An 18,817-nucleotide genomic window follows, 5' to 3' on the forward strand; every position below is an offset into this window, starting at 1 on the left:
GAGTTGTCCACAGATTGCCGATAGCCCCTCGTGGTCGTGCTGTTCGCGACGGAGGATCGCGTCCATGGACGTCCCGCCGCAGTACGACACTCCGAGCCTGCGTGAGCTGCTCGATCGGCAGCTGGGCGTCGTCTGCGCCGGCCAGCTCCGGCGCCTGGGTCTCGACGCCCGCGTCGCGCGGCGATGGATCGCGGCGGGGCGCTGGCAGCGGCCGCATCACGGCGTCTTCGCGGCCTTCAGCGGGCCGCTGGACCGGGCCACGCAGGTCTGGGCCGCCATCCTCTGGGTGACGCCCGAGGCGGTGGCGAGCCACACGACCGCTGCTGAGCTCGACGGACTGACCGGCCGTGTCGACGATCGCATCCACGTCACCGCACCGGTCAGTCGACGGGTGCGCGGCCATGCCGACGGCGTGGTCGTGCACTACGCCCACCGGCTCCCGCTGACGCGCCACCCCACGGCGAACCCGCCGCGGACGCGGCTCGACGACACCGTCCTCGACCTCGTCGATATCGCGACTCGCGCCCGTGACGTCGAGTCGTACGTGACGATGGCCGTTCAACAGCGGCTGACCACGTCCACACGACTGGCGGCGTCGCTGCTGCGGCGCAAGAAGATCCGCTGGCGGGCGATCACCGAGGCGATGCTCGTCGACGTCGCCGAGGGCGCGCAGTCGCCGCTGGAACTCCAGCACGTGCGTGCGGTCGAACGGGCGCACGCACTGCCGCGAGGGCGCCGTCAGCGCCGTCACGCCGGCGCACGGGTGATCTGGATCGACGTGGACTACGAGCCGTTCCACACCCGAGTGGAGCTGGACGGACGCGTCGGCCACGACGGCGAGGGCCGGTTCCGCGATCGTCGCCGCGACAACGCCGCCACGGTGAGTGGGGCATGGACCCTGCGCTACGGGCACGCCGAGATCTTCGGCGAGCCGTGCCGGGTGGCGCAGGAGCAGGCCCGGGTCCTGCACGATCGTGGCTGGTCCGGCCGCCCCCGGCGCTGCGGCACCGACTGCCTACTCCCTTGATCATGTTCCCTCGCGGTCGCTGACGCGCCGCGAGGGAACATGATCAAGGAATCAGCGGGTGTCGGCCGGCGCTGACGCCGGGGCGCCGTGCCAGGACTCCCAGAGCGCGGCGTAGGCCCCGCCCTCGGCGACGAGCTCGTCGTGCGAGCCGAGCTCGGCGATCTGGCCGCCCTCGACGACGGCGACGCGGTCGGCGTCGTGGGCGGTGTGCAGGCGGTGGGCGATGGCGATGACCGTGCGCCCGTGCAGGACCGCCGACAGCGACCGCTCCAGATGCCGGGCCGCCCGCGGGTCGAGCAGCGACGTCGCCTCGTCGAGGACCAGCGTGTGCGGGTCGGCGAGGACGATGCGGGCCAGCGCGATCTGCTGCGCGAACGCCGGGCCCACCGAGTGGCCGCCGGAGCCCACGACGGTGTCGAGGCCGTCGGGAAGCGCGTCGGTCAGCTCCAGCGCGTCGACGGAGCCCAGCACCCGGCGCAGGTCGTCGTCGGACGCGGACGGCGCGGCCAGCAGCAGGTTGTCGCGCAGCGTGCCGACGAACACGTGGTGTTCCTGGGTGACCAGCACGACCTCGCGGCGCAGCCGGTCGACGTCGAGGTCGACCAGGGGGACGCCGCCGACGTCCACTCGTCCCTGCCGGGGCGGGTGGATGCCGGCCAGCAGCCGCCCGAGTGTCGACTTGCCGGCGCCGGACGGCCCGACCATGGCCAGCCGCTCGCCGTGCGCCAGCTCCAGCGACACTCCGTGCAGGACGTCCTGGCCCTCGACGTACGCGTACCGCACGTCGGCCGCCTCGATGTCCTCGCCCGCGGGCACGGCGCCCGTCGGCGACCGGTCCGGCGGCACGTTGGCGATGCCGACGACCCGGGCGAACGACGTCAGCCCGACCTGCAGCTCGTCGAGCCACGAGACCAGGCGGTCGACGGGGTCGACGATCTGCACCATGTACAGGACGACGGTGGTGACCTGTCCGACGGTGGCGTGCCCGGCCGACGCCAGCCACGCGCCCCACGCCAGCGTGGCCACGACCGGCAGCACGTACGCCATCTCGGCGGTCGGGAACCAGACGCTGCGCAGGAACAGCGTGCGCTTCTCCGCCGCGAACGCCTCGCGCAGGTCGTCGTCGGCACGCGTGACCCGGACGCCGCCGAGGCCGAGCGCCTCGATGGTGCGAGCACCGTCGACGGTCTCGGTGATGGTGCCGTTGATCGTCGCGTACGCCGCCCGTTCCCACAGGTAGCCGGCCCGCGCGCGGTTGAGGTACCACCGGGTGCCGACGATCAGCAGCGGCGCGCCGACGATGGCGCCCAGCGCCACCAGCGGCCCCGCGAACACGGCGGCCGCCAGCGTGAGCACCGTGGTGACCACCGCGACCAGGATCTCCGGGACCGCGAACCGCACGGTGCGCGACAGCGCGTCGATGTCGCCGGTCGTGCGCGCGACGAGGTCGCCGGTGCCGGCCCGTTCGACGGTGGACAGCGGCAGGCTCAGCACCCGGGTGATGAACGTCTCGCGCAGTTCGGCGAAGACCCGCTCGCCCAGGATCAGCGACCGCCGGATGGCGACCCGGGTCAGCAGGGCCTGGACGACGATGCAGCCGGCCAGGATGGCGGCCAGCACGTCGACCCTGGTCTCGGTGCCGTCGCCGGTGACGGTGTCGACCATGCGGCCGAGCAGGAACGGGCCGGCCAGCCCGGCGGCGGCCGCCAGGACGTGGACGGCCAGCGCGATGATCAGCTTGCCGCGGTGCCGGCGGAACAGCCGGCCGGCCTCGTGGCGGACCTCGGCCGGCGTGGCGACCGGCAGCGCGCCCGCGGGCGTCGGGTCGGTCGACGGCCTGCTCGTGCTCATTCCGGGTCCTCCTCTCGGGTGACGGTGCGGCGGTAGGCGGGGGTGGTGCTCATCAGCTCGTCGTGGCTGCCGGTGGCGACCAGCCGGCCGTCGTCGAACCAGACGACGGTGTCGGCCTTGGCCAGCATGAGCGGGCTGGCGGTGACGACGACGGTGGTGCGCCCGGCGCGGGCGTCGCGCAGCCGGCCGGCGATGGCCGCCTCGGTGTGCGCGTCGACGGCGCTGGTCGGCTCGACCAGCACCAGCACCTCGGGCTCGCGCACGAGCACGCGGGCCAGCGCCACCCGCTGCCGCTGCCCGCCGGACAGCGACCGGCCGCGCTCCTCGACGGTGGCGTCGAGGCCCTCGCGCAGCGTCTCGAGCACGTCGCCGGCCGAGGCGGTCTCCATGGCGGAGGTCAGCTGGGCGTCGTCGTGCCGTCCGTACGGGTCGAGCCCGCCCCGCAGCGAGCCGGTGAACAGCGTCGGCTCGGGGTCGCTCACCACGATGCGGCGGCGGACCTCGTCGACGCTCAGCTGGTCGAGCGGCACGTCGCCGAGCCGCACGCCGTTGCCGGGCACCAGCCGGCCGAGCCGGTCGGCCAGCGCGGCGGTGAACCCGGGCTCGTCGGAGACCAGCATGGTCAGTGAGCCCGGCTCGACCCGCAGCCCGGTGGCGTCGTCGACCAGCACGCCCGCGGGCGCCGCCGGCGCGTCGGTGGCGTCGTCGGGCACCTCGCGCTCGACGGCCAGGACGGCCAGCACGCGGCGCGCGGCGACGACGGCCCGGGTGGCTGCGAACGCCATCTCACCGGCCGTGCGGACCGGCATGAGCAGGAAGAACGCGTAGCCGTACAACGCCACCAGCGCGCCCGGCTCGATGTCGCCGCTCAGCACCAGCCGCGCGCCGACCCACGTCAGCAGCACCAGGAAGATGCCCGGCAGCAGCACGAGGACGGCGTCGAGGATGGCCTGCGTGCCGGCCAGCCGGACGCCGGCCGCACGGACGGTCTCGGAGCGCTCGGCGTAGCGGCGGATGAACACCTTCTCGCCGCCGATGCCGCGCAGCACCCGCAGGCCGGCGACGGTGTCGGCGCCGAGGGCGGTGAGGTCGCCCAGCGCCTCGCGCTGGCGGCGCTGCCGCTCCTGCAGCGGGCGGATCAGCGGGCCCATGGCGACGACCAGCAGCGGCACCCCGATGAGCACCATGAGGCCGATGGGCACGGACGTGTTCAGCACGATGACGGCCACGACGAGGTAGGACACGATGGCGCCGACGAAGCGCGGCACGACCTCCATCATGTGGCCGATGTGCATGGAGTCGCTGGACACGGTGGCCACGACCTCGCCGGTGGACATCGACTTCGGCACCGCGGGCCCGGTGCGCGCGGTGTGCCGGGAGACCAGCTGGATGACCCGGAACGCCGCGTACAGCCAGTTGGCCACCGACGCGCGGTGCCGCGCGACGCCGGCCAGCGCCTGCAGCACGCCCAGCCCGCCGACGAGCACCGCCCAGCGGGCCGTGCTGCCGGAGTCGTCGGCGATGATGCCGTCGATGCCGTGGCCGATGCCCCAGGGGATCAGCGCCTGCGACACCATCCAGACGACGCCGAAGAAGCCGCCGACGAGGAGTGTGCGCCACTGGGCCCGCGCCAGCCAGGTCAGGAACCTGAAACGGGAGCGGGTGTCGGGGATGCCGGGGTCGGCGTAGGGAAGAGCGCGCACGAGATACCACGGTACGAACTTTTCGGTACCGGCCGCATCTGGTTTTCCGCAGGGTGAGATCGTTCCCACCCGGAGCTGCGGGGCCACGAACGCGGCAGCCGACCCTCCTGGACGTGCGGCGTCCCGGCGAGGTCTGCACTACGCTCGGGCAGGTGGCAGAGACCTCCCATGACACCGTTCTCGTCGTCGACTTCGGCGCCCAGTACGCCCAGCTGATCGCGCGGCGCGTCCGTGAGGCGCGGGTCTACTCCGAGATCGTCCCGCACACCATGCCGGTGGCCGACATTCTGGCCAAGAACCCGAAGGCGATCATCCTGTCCGGCGGGCCGTCCAGCGTGTACGCCGAGGGCGCGCCGTCCGTCGACCCCGCGCTGTTCCAGGCCGGGGTGCCGGCGTTCGGCATCTGTTACGGCTTCCAGGCCATGGCACGGGCGCTCGGCGGCACCGTCGCGCACACCGGGAGGTCCGAGTTCGGCCGCACCGACCTCGCCGTGCAGGCCGAGGGCACCCTGTTGCAGGGCGTCGAGACCGGCGCGAAGGTCTGGATGAGCCACGGCGACTCCGTCACCGCCGCGCCGGCCGGGTTCGCCGTGCTCGCCGGCACGCCCGACACCCCGGTCGCGGCGTTCGAAGACACCACGCGCGGGCTGGCCGGCGTGCAGTGGCACCCCGAGGTGCTGCACTCCGAGCACGGCCAGGCCGTCCTGCAGCACTTCCTGTACGAGATCGCCGGCGCCCGGCCCACCTGGACCATGGCGAACATCGTCGACGAGACGATCACGGCGGTGCGCGAGCAGGTCGGCGGCAAGCGAGTGATCTGCGCGCTGTCCGGCGGCGTCGACTCCGCGGTGGCCGCCGCGCTGGTCCAGAAGGCCGTCGGCGCCCAGCTGACCTGCGTCTACGTCGACCACGGGCTGATGCGCCAGGGCGAGTCCGAGCAGGTCGAGCGCGACTACGTCGCCGCCACCGGCGTCGACCTCCACGTCGTCGACGCCGCCGACCGTTTCCTCACCCAGCTCAAGGGCGTCGAGGACCCGGAGGAGAAGCGCAAGATCATCGGCCGCGAGTTCATCCGGGTGTTCGAGGCCGCCGCTCGCGACATCGTCGCCCAGGCCGGCGAAGAAGGTGTCGAGGTTGAATTTCTTGTGCAGGGCACGCTGTACCCCGACGTCGTCGAGTCCGGCGGCGGCGAGGGCACCGCGAACATCAAGAGCCACCACAACGTCGGCGGCCTGCCCGACGACCTCCAGTTCACCCTGATCGAGCCGCTGCGCACGCTGTTCAAGGACGAGGTCCGCGCGGTCGGCGAGGAACTCGGGCTGCCGGCCGAGATGGTCTGGCGCCAGCCGTTCCCCGGCCCCGGCCTCGCCATCCGCATCGTCGGCGCCGTCGACTCCGAGCGGCTGGCCATCCTGCGCCGGGCCGACGCCATCGCCCGCGCCGAACTGACCGCGGCCGGCCTCGACCGCGACGTCTGGCAGTTCCCGGTCGTGCTGCTGGCCGACGTCCGGTCGGTGGGCGTGCAGGGCGACGGCCGCACCTACGGCCACCCCGTCGTGCTGCGGCCGGTGTCCAGCGAAGACGCCATGACGGCGGACTGGTCCCGGCTGCCTTACGAGGTCATCGAGCGCATCTCCACCCGCATCACCAACGAGGTGCGCGAGGTCAACCGCGTCGTGCTCGACGTCACCAGCAAGCCGCCGGGCACCATCGAGTGGGAGTGATCCCAGGTCCTGGTCTCACGTGACGTCCTGGTCTCATGTCACGCCAGATTCCTGGAATCGGCCCAGAAACGCGACGAGAAACCAGGACGCAACGATTGAGCGCGAAGCCCGATGGTGCGGGTGCGTTGGGCAGCGCGTCACGTCCAGTTCGACGTCGTGTGGTCGGCGGGACACGGTCGGTCCCTAGCCTGACCACATGTCGGACACGTTCGGGCGCCCACGGCCCCTCGTCGTCGCGCACCGTGGCGCGTGCGGCTATCGGCCGGAGCACACGCTGGCCGGCTACCAGCTCGCCATCGACCTCGGCGCCGACCTCCTCGCGGCCGACCTCCAGCTCACCCGCGACGGCGTCCTGGTCGCCCGGCACGACGCCGAGCTGTCCGCGTCCACCGATGTCGCCGAGCGGCCGGAGTTTGCGCACCGGCGCCGCCGCGGGCTGGTCGACGGCCGCGAGCTGACCGGCTGGTTCGTCGACGAATTCACGCTCGACGAGGTCAGGTCGCTGTACGCACGCGAGCGGATCCCCGAGCTGCGCCCGTCCAACCAGGCCTACGACGGCCGGCTGCGGGTGCCGACGTTCGACGAGATCATCACGCTGGCGGTCGAGGGCGGCCGCCGCCGCGGCCGTCCGGTCGGCCTGTACCCGGAGCTCAAGCACCCGACCTACTACGCCGAGCGGGGGTTGTCGGCGGAGGACGCGCTGATGGCGGCGCTGCTGGGGTTCCGGCTGGAGCGCGCCGGGATCCCCGTCCTCGTCCAGTCCTACGAGCCGTCGGTGCTGCGGCGGCTGGCCGCGCGCACGTCGGTGCCGCTGGTGCAGCTGGTCGACAGCACCGGCCGGCCGTTCGACTGGGAGCGCGCCGGCGACGGCCGCCGGTTCGTCGACCTGCTCACCCCGACCGGGCTGCGCGAGGTCGCCTCGTACGCGACGGTGCTGGGGGCGCACCGGTCGCTGGTGGTGCCGCGCGACCCGGAGGGCCGGCTGGGCCATCCGGGCCGGCTGGTGTCCGATGCGCACGATCTCGGCCTGGCGGTACACGCCTGGACGTTCCGGAACGAGAACTCGTTCCTGCCGGCCGACCGGCGCCGCGGCCGGGAGGCGGCCGGCCACGGCGACGCGCTGGGGGAGTACCGGGTGTTCTTCGGCGCCGGGGTGGACGGCGTGGTCACCGACCACCCCGACACCGCGGTGCGGGCCAGGGATCAGGCCTTCGGGTCGCGCTCTCGGCGCAGCTTGCTCAGCGACGCCAGCAGCCCGGCGAGGCCGATCGAGACCAGCAGTACCGGCATGGCGACCTCGAGGCCGGACAAGCCCAGCACGTCGTAGTGCACGAACGGCCACATGGCGCTCACTCCAAGGAAGAGAAGTCCGAAGATCAGGGAGACGACGTCGGTGTCGTGCCGCTTCATCGGGTCACCTCCAGGTCGCCCAGGCCCAGCTCGAGGTCCAGCACGACGGTGCCGCCGCCGGGCCCGTCGATCCCGGTGTCGGAGACGTCCTTGCGCTCCTGGGCGAGACCGTCCTGCCGCTCGCCGAACACGTCGAGGTTGCCGGCGCCGACGGAGGCCTGGGTGAGCTCGACGTCGGCGTTGGGCGGCAGCGTGACGGTGAGGCTGCCGGCGCCCTGCTCGATGTCGAGGCGCACGGTGTCGCCGTCGGTGAGGGTGAGCCCGGACAGGTCATAGTGGATGTCACCGGCGCCGTACTCCTGAGTCCCCGTGGGGATCTGGTCGGTGGTGACGTAGGTGCGGGTGATGGTGCCCGAGTTGTGGTAGTCCCACTGCGACACGAACGTGGCCGGGACCAGCGCGAACGCCAGCAGGAAGCCCAGCACGATCAGCCCGCGGGAGCGTCCGTACCAGGCGCCGACGATCAGGCCCAGCGCGACGATGCCCAGCGGCACGGCCACGTAGAGGGCCGGCGGGTAGTCGGCCCAGGACGCGTCGTTGGCGGCGAGCACGCCGACCGACACCAGCGCGAGGCAGAACGTGATCAGGCCGAGCGCCGAGCGCTGCTTGGCCCGCTTCGCCGGCGGGGGCGGCGGCGCGGATGCCGGCGGCTCGGGCGGCGGACCCCAGTCGGGGCCCTCCGGCCAGCCGCTGGTGGGGCCGGACGGCCCGGCGGGCGCGGTGGCGGTGGGGCCGGTGGTGGCGCCGGCCGGGCCGGTGGCCGTCCCGCCGGGGGCCGCCGGAGCGACGCTGGGGTCGTAGACGTACGAGCCGAACCCGGCCTCCTGCGGGTAGTCGGCGCCGGCCTGATCGTCGTCGGCGCGGCGGCGCAGCAGCAGGTACACGCCCATGACGGCGAGCAGGAGCAGCACGCCGCCGTCCCACGTGCCGGCGATGATGCCGATGCCCGCGGTCAGGCCGATGCCGCCGAGCAGCAGCGCCAGCGGGACGGTGCCCGAGCGGCGGTTCTCGCCGCGCCCGAGCGCCTGGTCGAGGATCGAGCGCTCCTCGTCCTCGGCGGGGACCACCAGCCAGCCGATGGCGTACAGCAGCACGCCGACGCCGCCGAAGATGGCCAGGACGACTGTGGCGACGCGCAGCACGACGGGGTCGATGCCGAGCCGCCGGCCCAGCCCGCCGAGCACACCGGCGACGACTCGGTCCGACCGGCTGCGGCGCAGCAAGCGGAACTCGTCCGAGACACTCGGCCCGGCGCCCGTGGCGGGGGAGGCAGGAGGCACATCACTCATGGCAACGATGATGCCGAGGAAACGGCCCTGAATGCATCGGGGATGACCCGGAACGGTCCCCGAGCCCGGATCTCCGGGAGGTCCCTCATGGCGGCGCGCGCTCGCGCGTGTGACCATCGATGTCATGAGCACTGTGCCGACGCCACGTGCTGCCGGGCCGGCAGCACGCGGTCCGGCGCGCCCCGGCGAGGCCGGCGACGACCCCGTCGCGGCGCCCGAGGACGCCGTCGCGGCGCCTGAGGATGCCGTCATGGCGCCCGCCGAGCCGGTCGACGGCGGCCCGGAACCCGAGTCCGGGGCCGCTGCGGCCACCGAGCGCGGGCCGCGTGAGCTGCCGCCAGGCGAACCGCCGGAGGCCGGCCGTACCAGCGCGCGCGAGCCCGACGCCGCCGCCGACCCCGGCGCGCCGCCCAAGTTCGTCCGCCACTCCGACGGCCGCATGGTCGCCGGCGTGGCCGCCGCGCTGGCCGCGCAGTTCAAGGTGCAGCCGCTCGCCGTCAGAGTCGCGTTCAGCCTGCTCAGCGCCGTCTCCGGGTTCGGCATCGTGCTCTACCTCGCGCTGTGGATCTTCACCCCGCTCGACCAGACGGTGCAGCGCGAGGCCGAGGAGGCGCGCACGCCGGCCGGCCTCGCCGCCGCCACCCGTACCGGCAAGCGCCGCCGCCGCACGTTCGCCCAGCGCACCGGCGATCTCGGCCAGCTGGCCGCGTTGGTCGTCCTCGGCGCCGGGGTGTGGTTGCTGGTGCAGCAGACCCCGCTCGGCGTCAGCCCGGCCGTGTTCTTCCCGCTGCTGCTGGCCGCCGCCGGCCTGACGCTGGTCTGGCGGGCCGCCGACGAGCAGGAGCGCAGCCGGCTGTCGGTCATCTCGCCGCGGCTGCCGTGGCTGGCCGCGCTGACCGGCAAGGGCGGCTGGATCGCCGGCATGCGGGTGGTGGCCGGGGCCGGCGTCGTCGTGGCCGGCGTCGTGGTGTTCCTCGTCGGGCAGGGCCAGTTCGACCAGACCATGGACGCCCTGGGCGGCGTGCTGGTCATCCTGGTCGGCGTCGGGCTGATCATCGGGCCGTGGCTGTGGAAGCTGTGGCGCAACCTCGACAGCGAGCGGCGCGCCCGCATCGTCTCGCAGGAACGCGCCGACATGGCGTCCCACCTGCACGACTCCGTGCTGCAGACGCTCGCGTTGATCCAGAAGCAGGCCAACGACCCCCGCGCCGTCGTCCGGCTGGCCCGCAGCCAGGAGCGCGACCTCCGCGCCTGGCTCTACAGCGACCTCGTCGACGACGGCTCCTCGCTGGCGGCCGCGCTGACGAAGATGGCCGCCGAGGTCGAGGACGCGTTCGGCACGCCGGTCGAGGTGGTCACCGTCGGCGACGCCGAGATCGACGACGTCGCCCGGGCCGTCCTCAAGGCCGCCCGCGAGGCCACCGTCAACGCCGCCAAGCACTCCGGCGCCGACAAGATCGACATCTTCGTCGAGGCCGGCGACGACGGCGTCGAGGTGTTCGTCCGCGACCGTGGCGCCGGGTTCGACCCCGACTCCGTCCCCGAGGATCGTCTGGGTGTGCGACGCTCGGTCATCGGACGCATGGAGCGGCACGGTGGCGAGGCCACCATCCGGTCCGAGCCCGGCGAGGGCACCGAAGTACGACTGTCGACGAGGAGAAGCTCGTGAGCGAGATCAAGCCAGACGACGCCAGGCCCGCCGATGCCGGCCCGGTGACGGTCGTCCTCGTCGACGACCACGCCATGTTCCGCACCGGGGTCCGCGCCGAGCTGGCCCAGGCGCCGTCCGTCGACGTCGTGGGCGAGGCGGCCGACACCGCCGAGGCGGTCGCCGTCGTGCTGCGCACCAAGCCCGAGGTCGTCCTGCTCGACGTCCACCTGCCCGGCGGCGGTGGTGGCGAGGTGATCCGCCAGGTGCACCCGAAGGAGCCCGGCGTGCGGTTCCTGGCGCTGTCGGTGTCCGACGCCGCCGAGGACGTCATCGGCACCATCCGGGCCGGCGCGCGCGGCTACGTCACGAAGTCCATCACCGGCGACGACCTCGTGGCCGCCGTCGGCCGCGTGGCCGACGGCGACGCCGTCTTCTCGCCCCGGCTGGCCGGGTTCGTGCTCGACGCGTTCGCCGGCACCGAGGCGCCGTCCGTCGACGACGACCTCGACCGCCTCACCCAGCGCGAACGCGAGGTGTTGCGGCTGATCGCCCGCGGCTACGCGTACAAAGAGATCGCCAAGGAGCTGTTCATCTCGGTCAAGACGGTCGAGACGCACGTGTCGGCGGTGCTGCGCAAGCTGCAGCTGTCCAACCGGTACGAACTGACCCGGTGGGCGACCGACCGGCGGCTCGTCTGACCCGGTGGTCCTGAAGTACGACACGGCGTAGTAGGCTGCTCGATCATGGAGTTCGTCTACGACCTGGTGCTCGTGCTGCACTTCTTCGGTCTGGCCAGCCTGCTCGGCGGCATCATGGTGCAGCTGAGCGCGCGCGGCGGCCGCGTCGTCAACCTGGCGATGCTGCACGGCGCGCTCACACAGCTCGTCACCGGCGTCGCGATGGTCGGCATGGCGTCCGGCATCGACTCTCTCGACAAGGACGTCAACAACGCGAAGATCGGCGTGAAACTGGTCATCGTGCTGATCATCACCGCCTTGTGCTTCGCCCAGCGGAAACGCACCGCCATCGCCGACGGACTGTTCTTCGCCCTGTTCGGGTTGACCGCCGCGAATGTCGTGATCGCGGTTTTCTGGAGCTGAACCCCCGGCGGTTCCCGGAGGTGACGCCGTCCGTTAGGGTGGCGACGCAGCCGAGCCCGACAGGGAGGTCCGCGTGACGCCGATCCGCCGCCTGACCGCCGCCATGGCCGCGACGATTCTGACGAGTGTGCTGGTCACGGGCGCTTCTTCGACGGCGTCCGCCGCCGAACACGACGGCGGCTGCCAGGGCCTCGAGCTGTGCCTGCACTACAACTCCGGGCGGGCCGGCGCGCTGCACGACTTCCGCTACCGGGTCAGCGACTTCGCGCCCTACCGTTTCCTCGGATCCGGCGCGGGCGCCGGCCAGCCGGTGAAGAACAACGCCGCGTCGGCCACGAATCGCGACGGCTATTTCACCGCGCGCGTCTACTTCAATTCCGGTTATGCTGGCCCGGCTGACGACGTGCCGCCGCTGTCCGCCCGGAATCTCGGCGACACGTACAACGACAACGCATCGTTCAACTGGTGCCACCAGCAGCCCCTGGTGTGCGGCTGACCGGTGGCCTGGGAAGGCCGTGGCATGACCGCCCGTGTGCTCGTCCGTATCGCCGTCCTCCTCGCGCTCCCGGCCGCCGGGTGCGTGGCCGCGCCCGCTGACGTCGCCGTCCAGTCGCCGGACGGTGCCGGTGTCGTCCAGGCGCGCTCCGCCGGCGCGGAGCCCAAGGCGGGACTGACGCTGCCGCTCGACGCGTACGCGCTCACCGCCGCGGAGGGCCGGGTGCTCGGGTCGGCGGCGGAGGCGCGGGTGCGCGAGTGCGCGGCAGGGCTGGGCCTCGACGACGCGGCGATCGAGCCGCTGCCGTTCGCCGCCGATGTCGCAGCCGTCGCCGCGCGGCACGACCGCCGGTACGCCGTCGCCGACCCCGAGGTCGCCGCCGAGCACGGCTACCACCCGCCGCCCAGTACCGACGTGCGGCGCGAGTTCCACGAGGCGCACACCGACGCCGAACTGGAGGTCCTCGTCGGCGTCACGTCCGACGGCGCCGCCACCACCCGCGACGACATACCCGAGGGCGGCTGCCTCGGCGCGGCCTCCCAAGCGGCCTCCGTCGCGTCCGAGTCGTCGCTGCGGGCGGGGCAGGACCTCGTCTCCGCCGTCCAGGCCGATGCCTGGCACGCCGCGCTGGCCGATCCGCGGGTGCTCGACGCGTTCGCCGCCTGGTCCGCGTGCATGGCCGGCGCCGGGTACCACTACGCCGCCCCCATGGACGCCAACGACGACCCCCGCTGGTGGACGTCCGACGCGGCCGGCGCCGACGAGCTCGCCACCGCCGTCGCCGACGTCGCCTGCAAGTCCTCGACCGGCCTGATCCCCGTCTGGTCCGCCGTCGAGGCCGGCTATCAGTCCCAGTTCATCGCGGCCAGCCAAGCGGAGCTGGACGCCTACCGCGCGCTGCTCGACCAGCAGGTGTCCGCCGCGTCCACGGCCAGGTGATCAGGGCCCATACGGCGGCGACGAGCACCGTCTCGACCACCACGTACCAGGGCCAGGGACCGAACAGGTCGAGTATCGACGCCGAGTCCGGCTTGGCGTTGAGGAAGCCGTAGTTCGTGCCGGCCGCCGCGTTGAACGCGAACACCGTCACTGCCCACGCCGCCGTCGCGGTCACCGCCACCCGGTACGAGTCCCAGCCGGGCCGGATGCCCAGCCCCCACGTCAGGAAGACCGCCGCGAGCACCGTCAGGCCGTGCATCGACCAGTAGAGGACGAACGCGGGGTCGGGGAACTCCGCGTCGAGATCCGGGGTGAGGATCGGCTGGATGCTGAGGGTCAGGCCCCAGTAGAACGTGAGCGCGGCCGACCAGCGCCGGTGCGTCAGGAGCGCGTGGATCGCCGCCAGCCAGGCCAGGTCGCACAGCTGAATCGGCAACGAGAGGCCCACGTCGAAGCGGCCGGGCAGGTTGAAGTACACCTGCAGCGGCAGGGTCAGTACCAGGAAGACGACCGCGAACCCTGCGCTGAGCCGATCCGCCGCCCGAGTGCCGCGGACCGCGCGTCCCCGCCGCACCAGCCACCAGGCCAGCGCGGTCAGCACCGCCAGTACGGCCACGTGGGAGGCGCCGTACGGCGTGAACGTGTCGTCCGCCATCGCACCGCTCCCACGCTGATTATTCCCGTCGGGGGCGAGGTCATGCGGGGGCGACCACCCGGGCCCACTCCTCGTGCACCCTGGTGGTCCCACCCCGGGGTTGCTCACAGGAAGGGCCGCACCTCGATCTTCCGATCGCAGACCTTCGACGCCTCGGTGGCGAGATCGAGCGCCACCTCCAGATCCGGGGCCTCCCACACCCAGACGCCGGCGAGGTACTCCTTCGTCTCCATGAACGGGCCGTCGGTGATCAGCGCCTCGCCGCCCCGGTTGTCGACGACCGTGGCCGCGGTGGTGTCGGCGAGTCCGCCCGCGAAGACCCAGTAGCCCTCGGCGATCAGCCGTTCGTTGAACACGCTGATGGCGGGCTGCCTGTCCGTGCTGCCGGGATTGCTCTTGTCATCGATCACGGAAACCAGAAACTTCATCAGGTGATCCTCCTGTGGTGTCAGGACAGTGTGGTGGACCGGTCAGGGACGTCAGGCCGCTGCGTACTGCGGGCGCCCCGCCGGCCGGTAGACCTGGATCGTCACGCCCTTCGAGTCGACTCGCGACTCGACCAGGTCGAGCGCGAGATCCGGGCCGGTCTGCGGGAACAGTCGCGCGCCCTGGCCGAGGATCACCGGGACCACGAGCAGGGTCAACTCGTCGACCAGGTCGTTCTCGAGCAGCCACCGGGTCAGGGCGCCACTGCCATGCACCTGCAGCTCACCCCCCGTCTCGGCCTTCAGCTCTCGGACGGCGGCCGCGACGTCTCCGGACAGGACGGTGGTGCCCGGCCACGCCGGATCGGTGAGCGTGGTCGACGCCACGTACTTGGGCCGTGTGTTCAACGCCCGCATGACCGGCTCCCAGCCGGGAACGTCCCGTTCCGTCAACGATCCCCACGAACCGGCGAAGATCTCGTAGGTACGCCGGCCGAACAGGAACGCGTCGGCGCGCTGGTAAGTCCGGTTGATGAACGCGTGGGTCTCGGCGTCGCCCCTCCCCCGGGCCCAGCCGCCCCGCTCGAATCCGTTCCTGCGCTCCTCGTCGGACGCGTGCCCGTTTCCCTGCATCACTCCGTCGATGGTGACCTGGGTCATGGTCGTCAGCTTCATGATCGCGGCTCCTCTACCGTGGCGCAGCCCCTCGTGGGCGACCTCACCCCTGCTACGAACACCACCACCCCGGTTCGACACCGCCTCCCGGATTTCTTCGACGACACGTCCGCCGATCGAACGGGCGTTCGTAAGCGTGTTCGGGCCGAGTCTGTCGGTGGTCGGGCATAGGCTGGGGGCGCCAGCCAAGCGAGTGAGAAGGCGAGTGTGACCTGCCGGCGATGAGTGCCCTGTTCGACGACCTCACCCTGACCGAATCGGCCACGCCGAAGAAGCCGGTCAGGCGGCGGAAGCGCGACCCCGAGGCACTGCTCGACGGCCTCAACGGGCCGCAGCGCGACGCCGTGACCCATCACGGGTCGCCGCTGCTCATCGTGGCCGGGGCGGGGTCGGGGAAGACGCGGGTGCTCACGCGGCGCATCGCGTACCTGCTGGGCGAGCGCAACGCGCACCCGGGCTCCGTCCTCGCCATCACGTTCACCAACAAGGCGGCTGGCGAGATGAAGGCGCGCGTGTCCGACCTCGTCGGCAAGCGCTCCGACATCATGTGGGTGTCCACATTCCACTCCGCGTGCGTCCGCATTCTGCGCCGCGAGGCCAAGGTCTTCGGCTACACGTCGTCGTTCTCCATCTACGACGCGGCCGACTCGCAGCGGCTCATGGCCATGGTGTGCCGCGAGCTCGACCTCGACCCACGCCGCTACCAGCCGCGCCAGTTCAGCTACACCGTCAGCAACTTCAAGAACGAGCTCATCGACTACGAGACCGCGCTGGCCAGGGCCGACACCCACCACGAGAAGATGGTGGCCGAGGCGTACGAGCTGTACCAGCGCCGGCTCACCGAGGCCAACGCGTTCGACTTCGACGACCTCATCATGACGACGGTGCACCTGCTGCAGGCGTTCCCCGAGGTCGCCGAGAACTACCGGCGGCGGTTCCGGCACGTCCTGGTCGACGAGTACCAGGACACCAACCACGCCCAGTACGTGCTGGTGCGCGAGTTGGTCGGCACCGGCGTCATCTCCGGCGAGGACGAGCCCGCGGTGCCGCCGGCCGAGCTGTGCGTGGTGGGCGACGCCGACCAGTCCATCTACGCGTTCCGCGGCGCCACCATCCGCAACATCCTGCAGTTCGAAGAGGACTACCCCGACACCCGGGTCATCCTGCTCGAACAGAACTACCGCTCCACCCAGACCATCCTGTCCGCCGCCAACGCCGTCATCGCCCGCAACTCCGGCCGTAAGCCGAAGCGGTTGTGGAGCGACAGCGGCGACGGCGCCAAGATCGTCGGGTACGTGGCCGACGACGAGCACGCCGAGGCGCAGTTCGTCGCCGACGAGATCGACCGCCTCACCGACGACGGCGAGGCCCGCACCGGCGACGTCGCGGTGTTCTACCGCACCAACGCCCAGTCGCGGGTGCTGGAAGAGATCTTCGTCCGGGTCGGCCTGCCCTACCGCGTCGTCGGCGGCACCCGGTTCTACGAGCGGCGCGAGATCCGCGACGCGCTGGCCTACCTGCGCTTCCTGGCCAACCCGGAAGACTCCGTGTCGCTGCGGCGCATCATCAACGTCCCCAAGCGGGGCATCGGCGACCGCGCCGAGGCCATGGTCGAGGCGCTGGCCCAGCGCGAGCGCAGCACGTTCTTCCAGGCGTTGCGCCACGCCGCCGACGCGCCCGGCATCGCCACCCGGTCCGTCAACTCCATCGAGGGGTTCGTCCAGCTGACCGACGAACTGCGGGCGCTGGTCGAGGCCGGCGTCGGCCCGGCCGCCGTGCTCGAGGCGACGCTCGACCGCACCGGCTACGTCGCGGAGCTGTCCGAGTCCGACGACCCGCAGGACGAGACCCGCCTCGACAACCTGCGCGAGCTGGTCGCGGTCGCCGGCGAGTACGAGGCGAGCGAAGACTCCGACGGCTCGCTGCCCGGGTTCCTCGAACAGGTCAGCCTGGTCGCCGACGCCGACGAGATCCCCGAGGGCGACGACCACGACGGCATGGTCACGCTCATGACGCTGCACACCGCGAAGGGCCTGGAGTTCCCGGTGGTGTTCCTCACCGGCCTCGAGGACGGCGTCTTCCCGCACCAGCGCTCGCTCGGCGGCAACGCGCAGGAGCTCGAGGAAGAGCGCCGGCTGGCCTACGTCGGCATCACCCGGGCGCGCGAGCGGCTGTACCTGTCTCGGGCGTTGCTGCGCAGCGCGTGGGGGTCGCCGGCGCACAACCCGGCGTCGCGGTTCCTCGCCGAGATCCCCGACGAGCTGATCGACTGGCGCCGCACCGAGGCCGACCAGGTCAAGTGGACCACGCCGCCGCCCCCGCGCCGCCAAGCCGTCAGCGGCCGGTCCACCGGCGCCGGCAACCGCCCGGTCATCTCGCTGTCGGCCGGCGACCGCGTCACCCACGACGCGTTCGGCCTCGGCACCGTCGTCGCGACCAACGGCCAGGGCGAGCACGCCCAGGCCACCGTCGACTTCGGCGAGTCCGGGCTGAAGACGCTGCTGCTGCGCTACGCCCCGGTCGAGAAGCTCTGAGCCGGCTCCGCCGCCCGCCGCCGTCCGTTCCGGTACACGACGACGATGGTGGCGACGCTCGCTGCCGCCACCACGAGGAGGATGGCCCAGAACACCGCCGGCGTCAGCCAGCCGCCCTCGGTGGTGCAGGTGGTGGGGGTGTCGCTCCCGCCGGTGCACATCTCGGACGAGCTGGTGTGGAACAGGCCGAGGAACAGCAGCACGTTCAGGCCCGGCAGCAGGAACGTGCCGAGCAGCTTCTCGGTTGGCGTCCACAAGGGTGACATCCAGAGCACCGTCCAGCCGGCCACCGTAGCGACCGGCAGCAGGAAGATCCCGCCGAACCCGGCCAGCGCCGTCAGCACCAGCGGAGCAGCCATCAGCGTCGCCACGACGAGACCGGGCACCCAGTCGCGTTGCAGCATGGGCACGTCGCGGCGCCGGTCGTCCCCTGTAGCGACCGCAGCGGGACCGCCGCTGTCGCCGTCGTCGCCGGTGGCCTCGGCCGCGATGGTGAGCGGGTCGCCGAGCGCCCGCAGCACCTCGTCGACGTCCGCGTCGGTGCGCTCGGGCAGGTCGGCCAGCGCCGCCTGGATGTGCTCGCGAACGCCTGTGACGAGATCGTCCCGCTCGCTCGCCGGCAGCGCCCCGAGTGCGCCGGCCAGTTCGGCCAGGTAACGGTCGATGCGCTGGTGCTGGGTGGCGGTCAGCATGGGCTCCTCCATGGCGCTCACCCTCGCCCGTTGGCGAGGACGCGGTCGACGGCGTCGCGGAACGGCCGCCAGGTCTGCTCGAACGTGTCCAGCGAGGCCCGCCCGTCGGGCGTGAGCCGGTAGTAGCGGCGCGGTGGCCCGGACTCCGACTCCTGCCACGACGACGCGACCAGCCCGCCCTTGCGTAGCCGCGACAGCAGCGGGTACAGCGTGCCCTCACCGGCCATCAGCACGCCGTCGGTCAGCTCGCGGGCGATGTCCAGCCCGTACCGGTCGCCGTCGCGGACGAGGGCAAGGATGCAGTACTCGAGCGCGCCGCGCCGGAGGTTGGTCATGATCTGACCCTCACCAGGTACCATGCGAGACAAGATACCAGATCTTGCCCCGCTCCGGAACCGGCCTCATGTGCGGCCGGCGTCTCGGTGCCCGTTCCCGCATCTCCGGCGCCGCGTCGATCCACACGCCGCGCGCCCGGGTACGCCTCCAGCGGCGCCGCTGAGTGGCGTATCCGGTTCGCGGAGCCACGATCCGCGTACGCCGCCCCACCCCGCCAGGTTGATCTTGGAGTAACGGTGGAGTTGGTGGGGGCGGATTCCATCGGTCGTAGCAACGCCTGGTGGAAGGTGTTGTCCGATGCCGAAGGTGT

17 protein-coding genes are annotated in these 18,817 nt (G+C 72.3%); 9 read left to right on the plus strand and 8 right to left on the minus strand.

The window, feature by feature from the left end; genetic code table 11:
- Positions 1 to 64 precede the first annotated feature (64 nt).
- Complete coding sequence (locus ACW62_RS30010) at positions 65 to 1,027, plus strand: type IV toxin-antitoxin system AbiEi family antitoxin domain-containing protein (RefSeq protein WP_053207803.1); 963 nt, start codon at positions 65 to 67, stop codon at positions 1,025 to 1,027.
- Positions 1,028 to 1,078: 51 nt separating this feature from the next.
- Here ACW62_RS30010 and ACW62_RS30015 read toward each other — a convergent pair whose 3' ends face one another.
- Complete coding sequence (locus ACW62_RS30015; RefSeq protein ID WP_053207804.1) at positions 1,079 to 2,878, minus strand: ABC transporter ATP-binding protein; 1,800 nt, start codon at positions 2,876 to 2,878, stop codon at positions 1,079 to 1,081.
- Entirely contained in the window at positions 2,875 to 4,581 is a 1,707-nt protein-coding gene (locus ACW62_RS30020) for an ABC transporter ATP-binding protein (protein ID WP_053207805.1), read from the minus strand. Before ACW62_RS30020 ends, ACW62_RS30015 begins: the two co-directional genes overlap by 4 nt.
- Positions 4,582 to 4,733: 152 nt before the next feature.
- Here ACW62_RS30020 and guaA point away from each other — a divergent pair, with 152 nt between their 5' ends.
- Positions 4,734 to 6,305: a glutamine-hydrolyzing GMP synthase gene (guaA, locus tag ACW62_RS30025; protein ID WP_053207806.1), complete on the plus strand. Its 1,572-nt coding sequence runs from the start codon at positions 4,734 to 4,736 to the stop codon at positions 6,303 to 6,305.
- 196 nt (positions 6,306 to 6,501) lie between these two features.
- The gene (locus ACW62_RS30030; protein ID WP_053207807.1) at positions 6,502 to 7,632 is read left to right on the plus strand and encodes a glycerophosphodiester phosphodiesterase family protein; all 1,131 of its coding nucleotides are present in this window, start codon (positions 6,502 to 6,504) and stop codon (positions 7,630 to 7,632) included.
- A 79-nt stretch (positions 7,633 to 7,711) separates the two neighbouring features.
- Here the strand turns inward: ACW62_RS30030 and ACW62_RS30035 are convergent, their stop codons facing one another.
- Positions 7,712 to 9,004: a PspC domain-containing protein gene (locus tag ACW62_RS30035; RefSeq protein WP_169792157.1), complete on the minus strand. Its 1,293-nt coding sequence runs from the start codon at positions 9,002 to 9,004 to the stop codon at positions 7,712 to 7,714.
- Between the two features lie 124 nt (positions 9,005 to 9,128).
- On the opposite strand from ACW62_RS30035, the gene ACW62_RS30040 reads away from it, so the two are divergent.
- The 5 genes from ACW62_RS30040 (at position 9,129) to ACW62_RS30060 (ending at position 13,190) form a co-directional block, all read left to right on the plus strand.
- Positions 9,129 to 10,673: a PspC domain-containing protein gene (locus ACW62_RS30040; RefSeq protein ID WP_157575078.1), complete on the plus strand. Its 1,545-nt coding sequence runs from the start codon at positions 9,129 to 9,131 to the stop codon at positions 10,671 to 10,673.
- Between the two features lie 5 nt (positions 10,674 to 10,678).
- Positions 10,679 to 11,353, plus strand: coding sequence for a LuxR C-terminal-related transcriptional regulator (locus ACW62_RS30045; protein WP_420843628.1), 675 nt, complete (start codon positions 10,679 to 10,681; stop codon positions 11,351 to 11,353).
- A 45-nt stretch (positions 11,354 to 11,398) separates the two neighbouring features.
- Entirely contained in the window at positions 11,399 to 11,755 is a 357-nt protein-coding gene (locus ACW62_RS30050) for a hypothetical protein (RefSeq protein ID WP_053207810.1), read from the plus strand.
- A 73-nt stretch (positions 11,756 to 11,828) separates the two neighbouring features.
- Positions 11,829 to 12,251: a peptidase inhibitor family I36 protein gene (locus ACW62_RS30055; RefSeq protein ID WP_053207811.1), complete on the plus strand. Its 423-nt coding sequence runs from the start codon at positions 11,829 to 11,831 to the stop codon at positions 12,249 to 12,251.
- A 24-nt stretch (positions 12,252 to 12,275) separates the two neighbouring features.
- Complete coding sequence (locus ACW62_RS30060; protein WP_053207812.1) at positions 12,276 to 13,190, plus strand: hypothetical protein; 915 nt, start codon at positions 12,276 to 12,278, stop codon at positions 13,188 to 13,190.
- On the opposite strand, the gene ACW62_RS30065 is transcribed toward ACW62_RS30060, so the two are convergent.
- The 3 genes from ACW62_RS30065 to ACW62_RS30075 all read right to left on the minus strand — a co-directional run bounded on the left by ACW62_RS30065 (position 13,108) and on the right by ACW62_RS30075 (position 14,945).
- Complete coding sequence (locus ACW62_RS30065) at positions 13,108 to 13,845, minus strand: YwaF family protein (protein WP_053207813.1); 738 nt, start codon at positions 13,843 to 13,845, stop codon at positions 13,108 to 13,110. The two genes, ACW62_RS30060 and ACW62_RS30065, sit on opposite strands and share 83 nt — an antisense overlap.
- Positions 13,846 to 13,949: 104 nt before the next feature.
- The gene (locus tag ACW62_RS30070) at positions 13,950 to 14,273 is read right to left on the minus strand and encodes a YciI family protein (protein WP_053207814.1); all 324 of its coding nucleotides are present in this window, start codon (positions 14,271 to 14,273) and stop codon (positions 13,950 to 13,952) included.
- A 51-nt stretch (positions 14,274 to 14,324) separates the two neighbouring features.
- Positions 14,325 to 14,945: a dihydrofolate reductase family protein gene (locus ACW62_RS30075; RefSeq protein WP_053207815.1), complete on the minus strand. Its 621-nt coding sequence runs from the start codon at positions 14,943 to 14,945 to the stop codon at positions 14,325 to 14,327.
- Between the two features lie 221 nt (positions 14,946 to 15,166).
- On the opposite strand from ACW62_RS30075, the gene pcrA reads away from it, so the two are divergent.
- Positions 15,167 to 17,479: a DNA helicase PcrA gene (gene pcrA / locus ACW62_RS30080; RefSeq protein ID WP_053207816.1), complete on the plus strand. Its 2,313-nt coding sequence runs from the start codon at positions 15,167 to 15,169 to the stop codon at positions 17,477 to 17,479.
- On the opposite strand, the gene ACW62_RS30085 is transcribed toward pcrA, so the two are convergent.
- A complete protein-coding gene (locus tag ACW62_RS30085) occupies positions 17,455 to 18,183 on the minus strand; it encodes a DUF1700 domain-containing protein (RefSeq protein WP_053207817.1) in 729 nt (242 codons plus the stop codon). The genes pcrA and ACW62_RS30085 overlap by 25 nt on opposite strands.
- 5 nt (positions 18,184 to 18,188) lie before the next feature.
- Complete coding sequence (locus ACW62_RS30090) at positions 18,189 to 18,506, minus strand: PadR family transcriptional regulator (RefSeq protein WP_240477455.1); 318 nt, start codon at positions 18,504 to 18,506, stop codon at positions 18,189 to 18,191.
- Positions 18,507 to 18,817 lie beyond the last annotated feature (311 nt).

The organism is Jiangella muralis, from assembly GCF_001270745.1.
In the GTDB taxonomy this organism is placed as follows: Bacteria; Actinomycetota; Actinomycetes; order Jiangellales; family Jiangellaceae; genus Jiangella; species Jiangella muralis.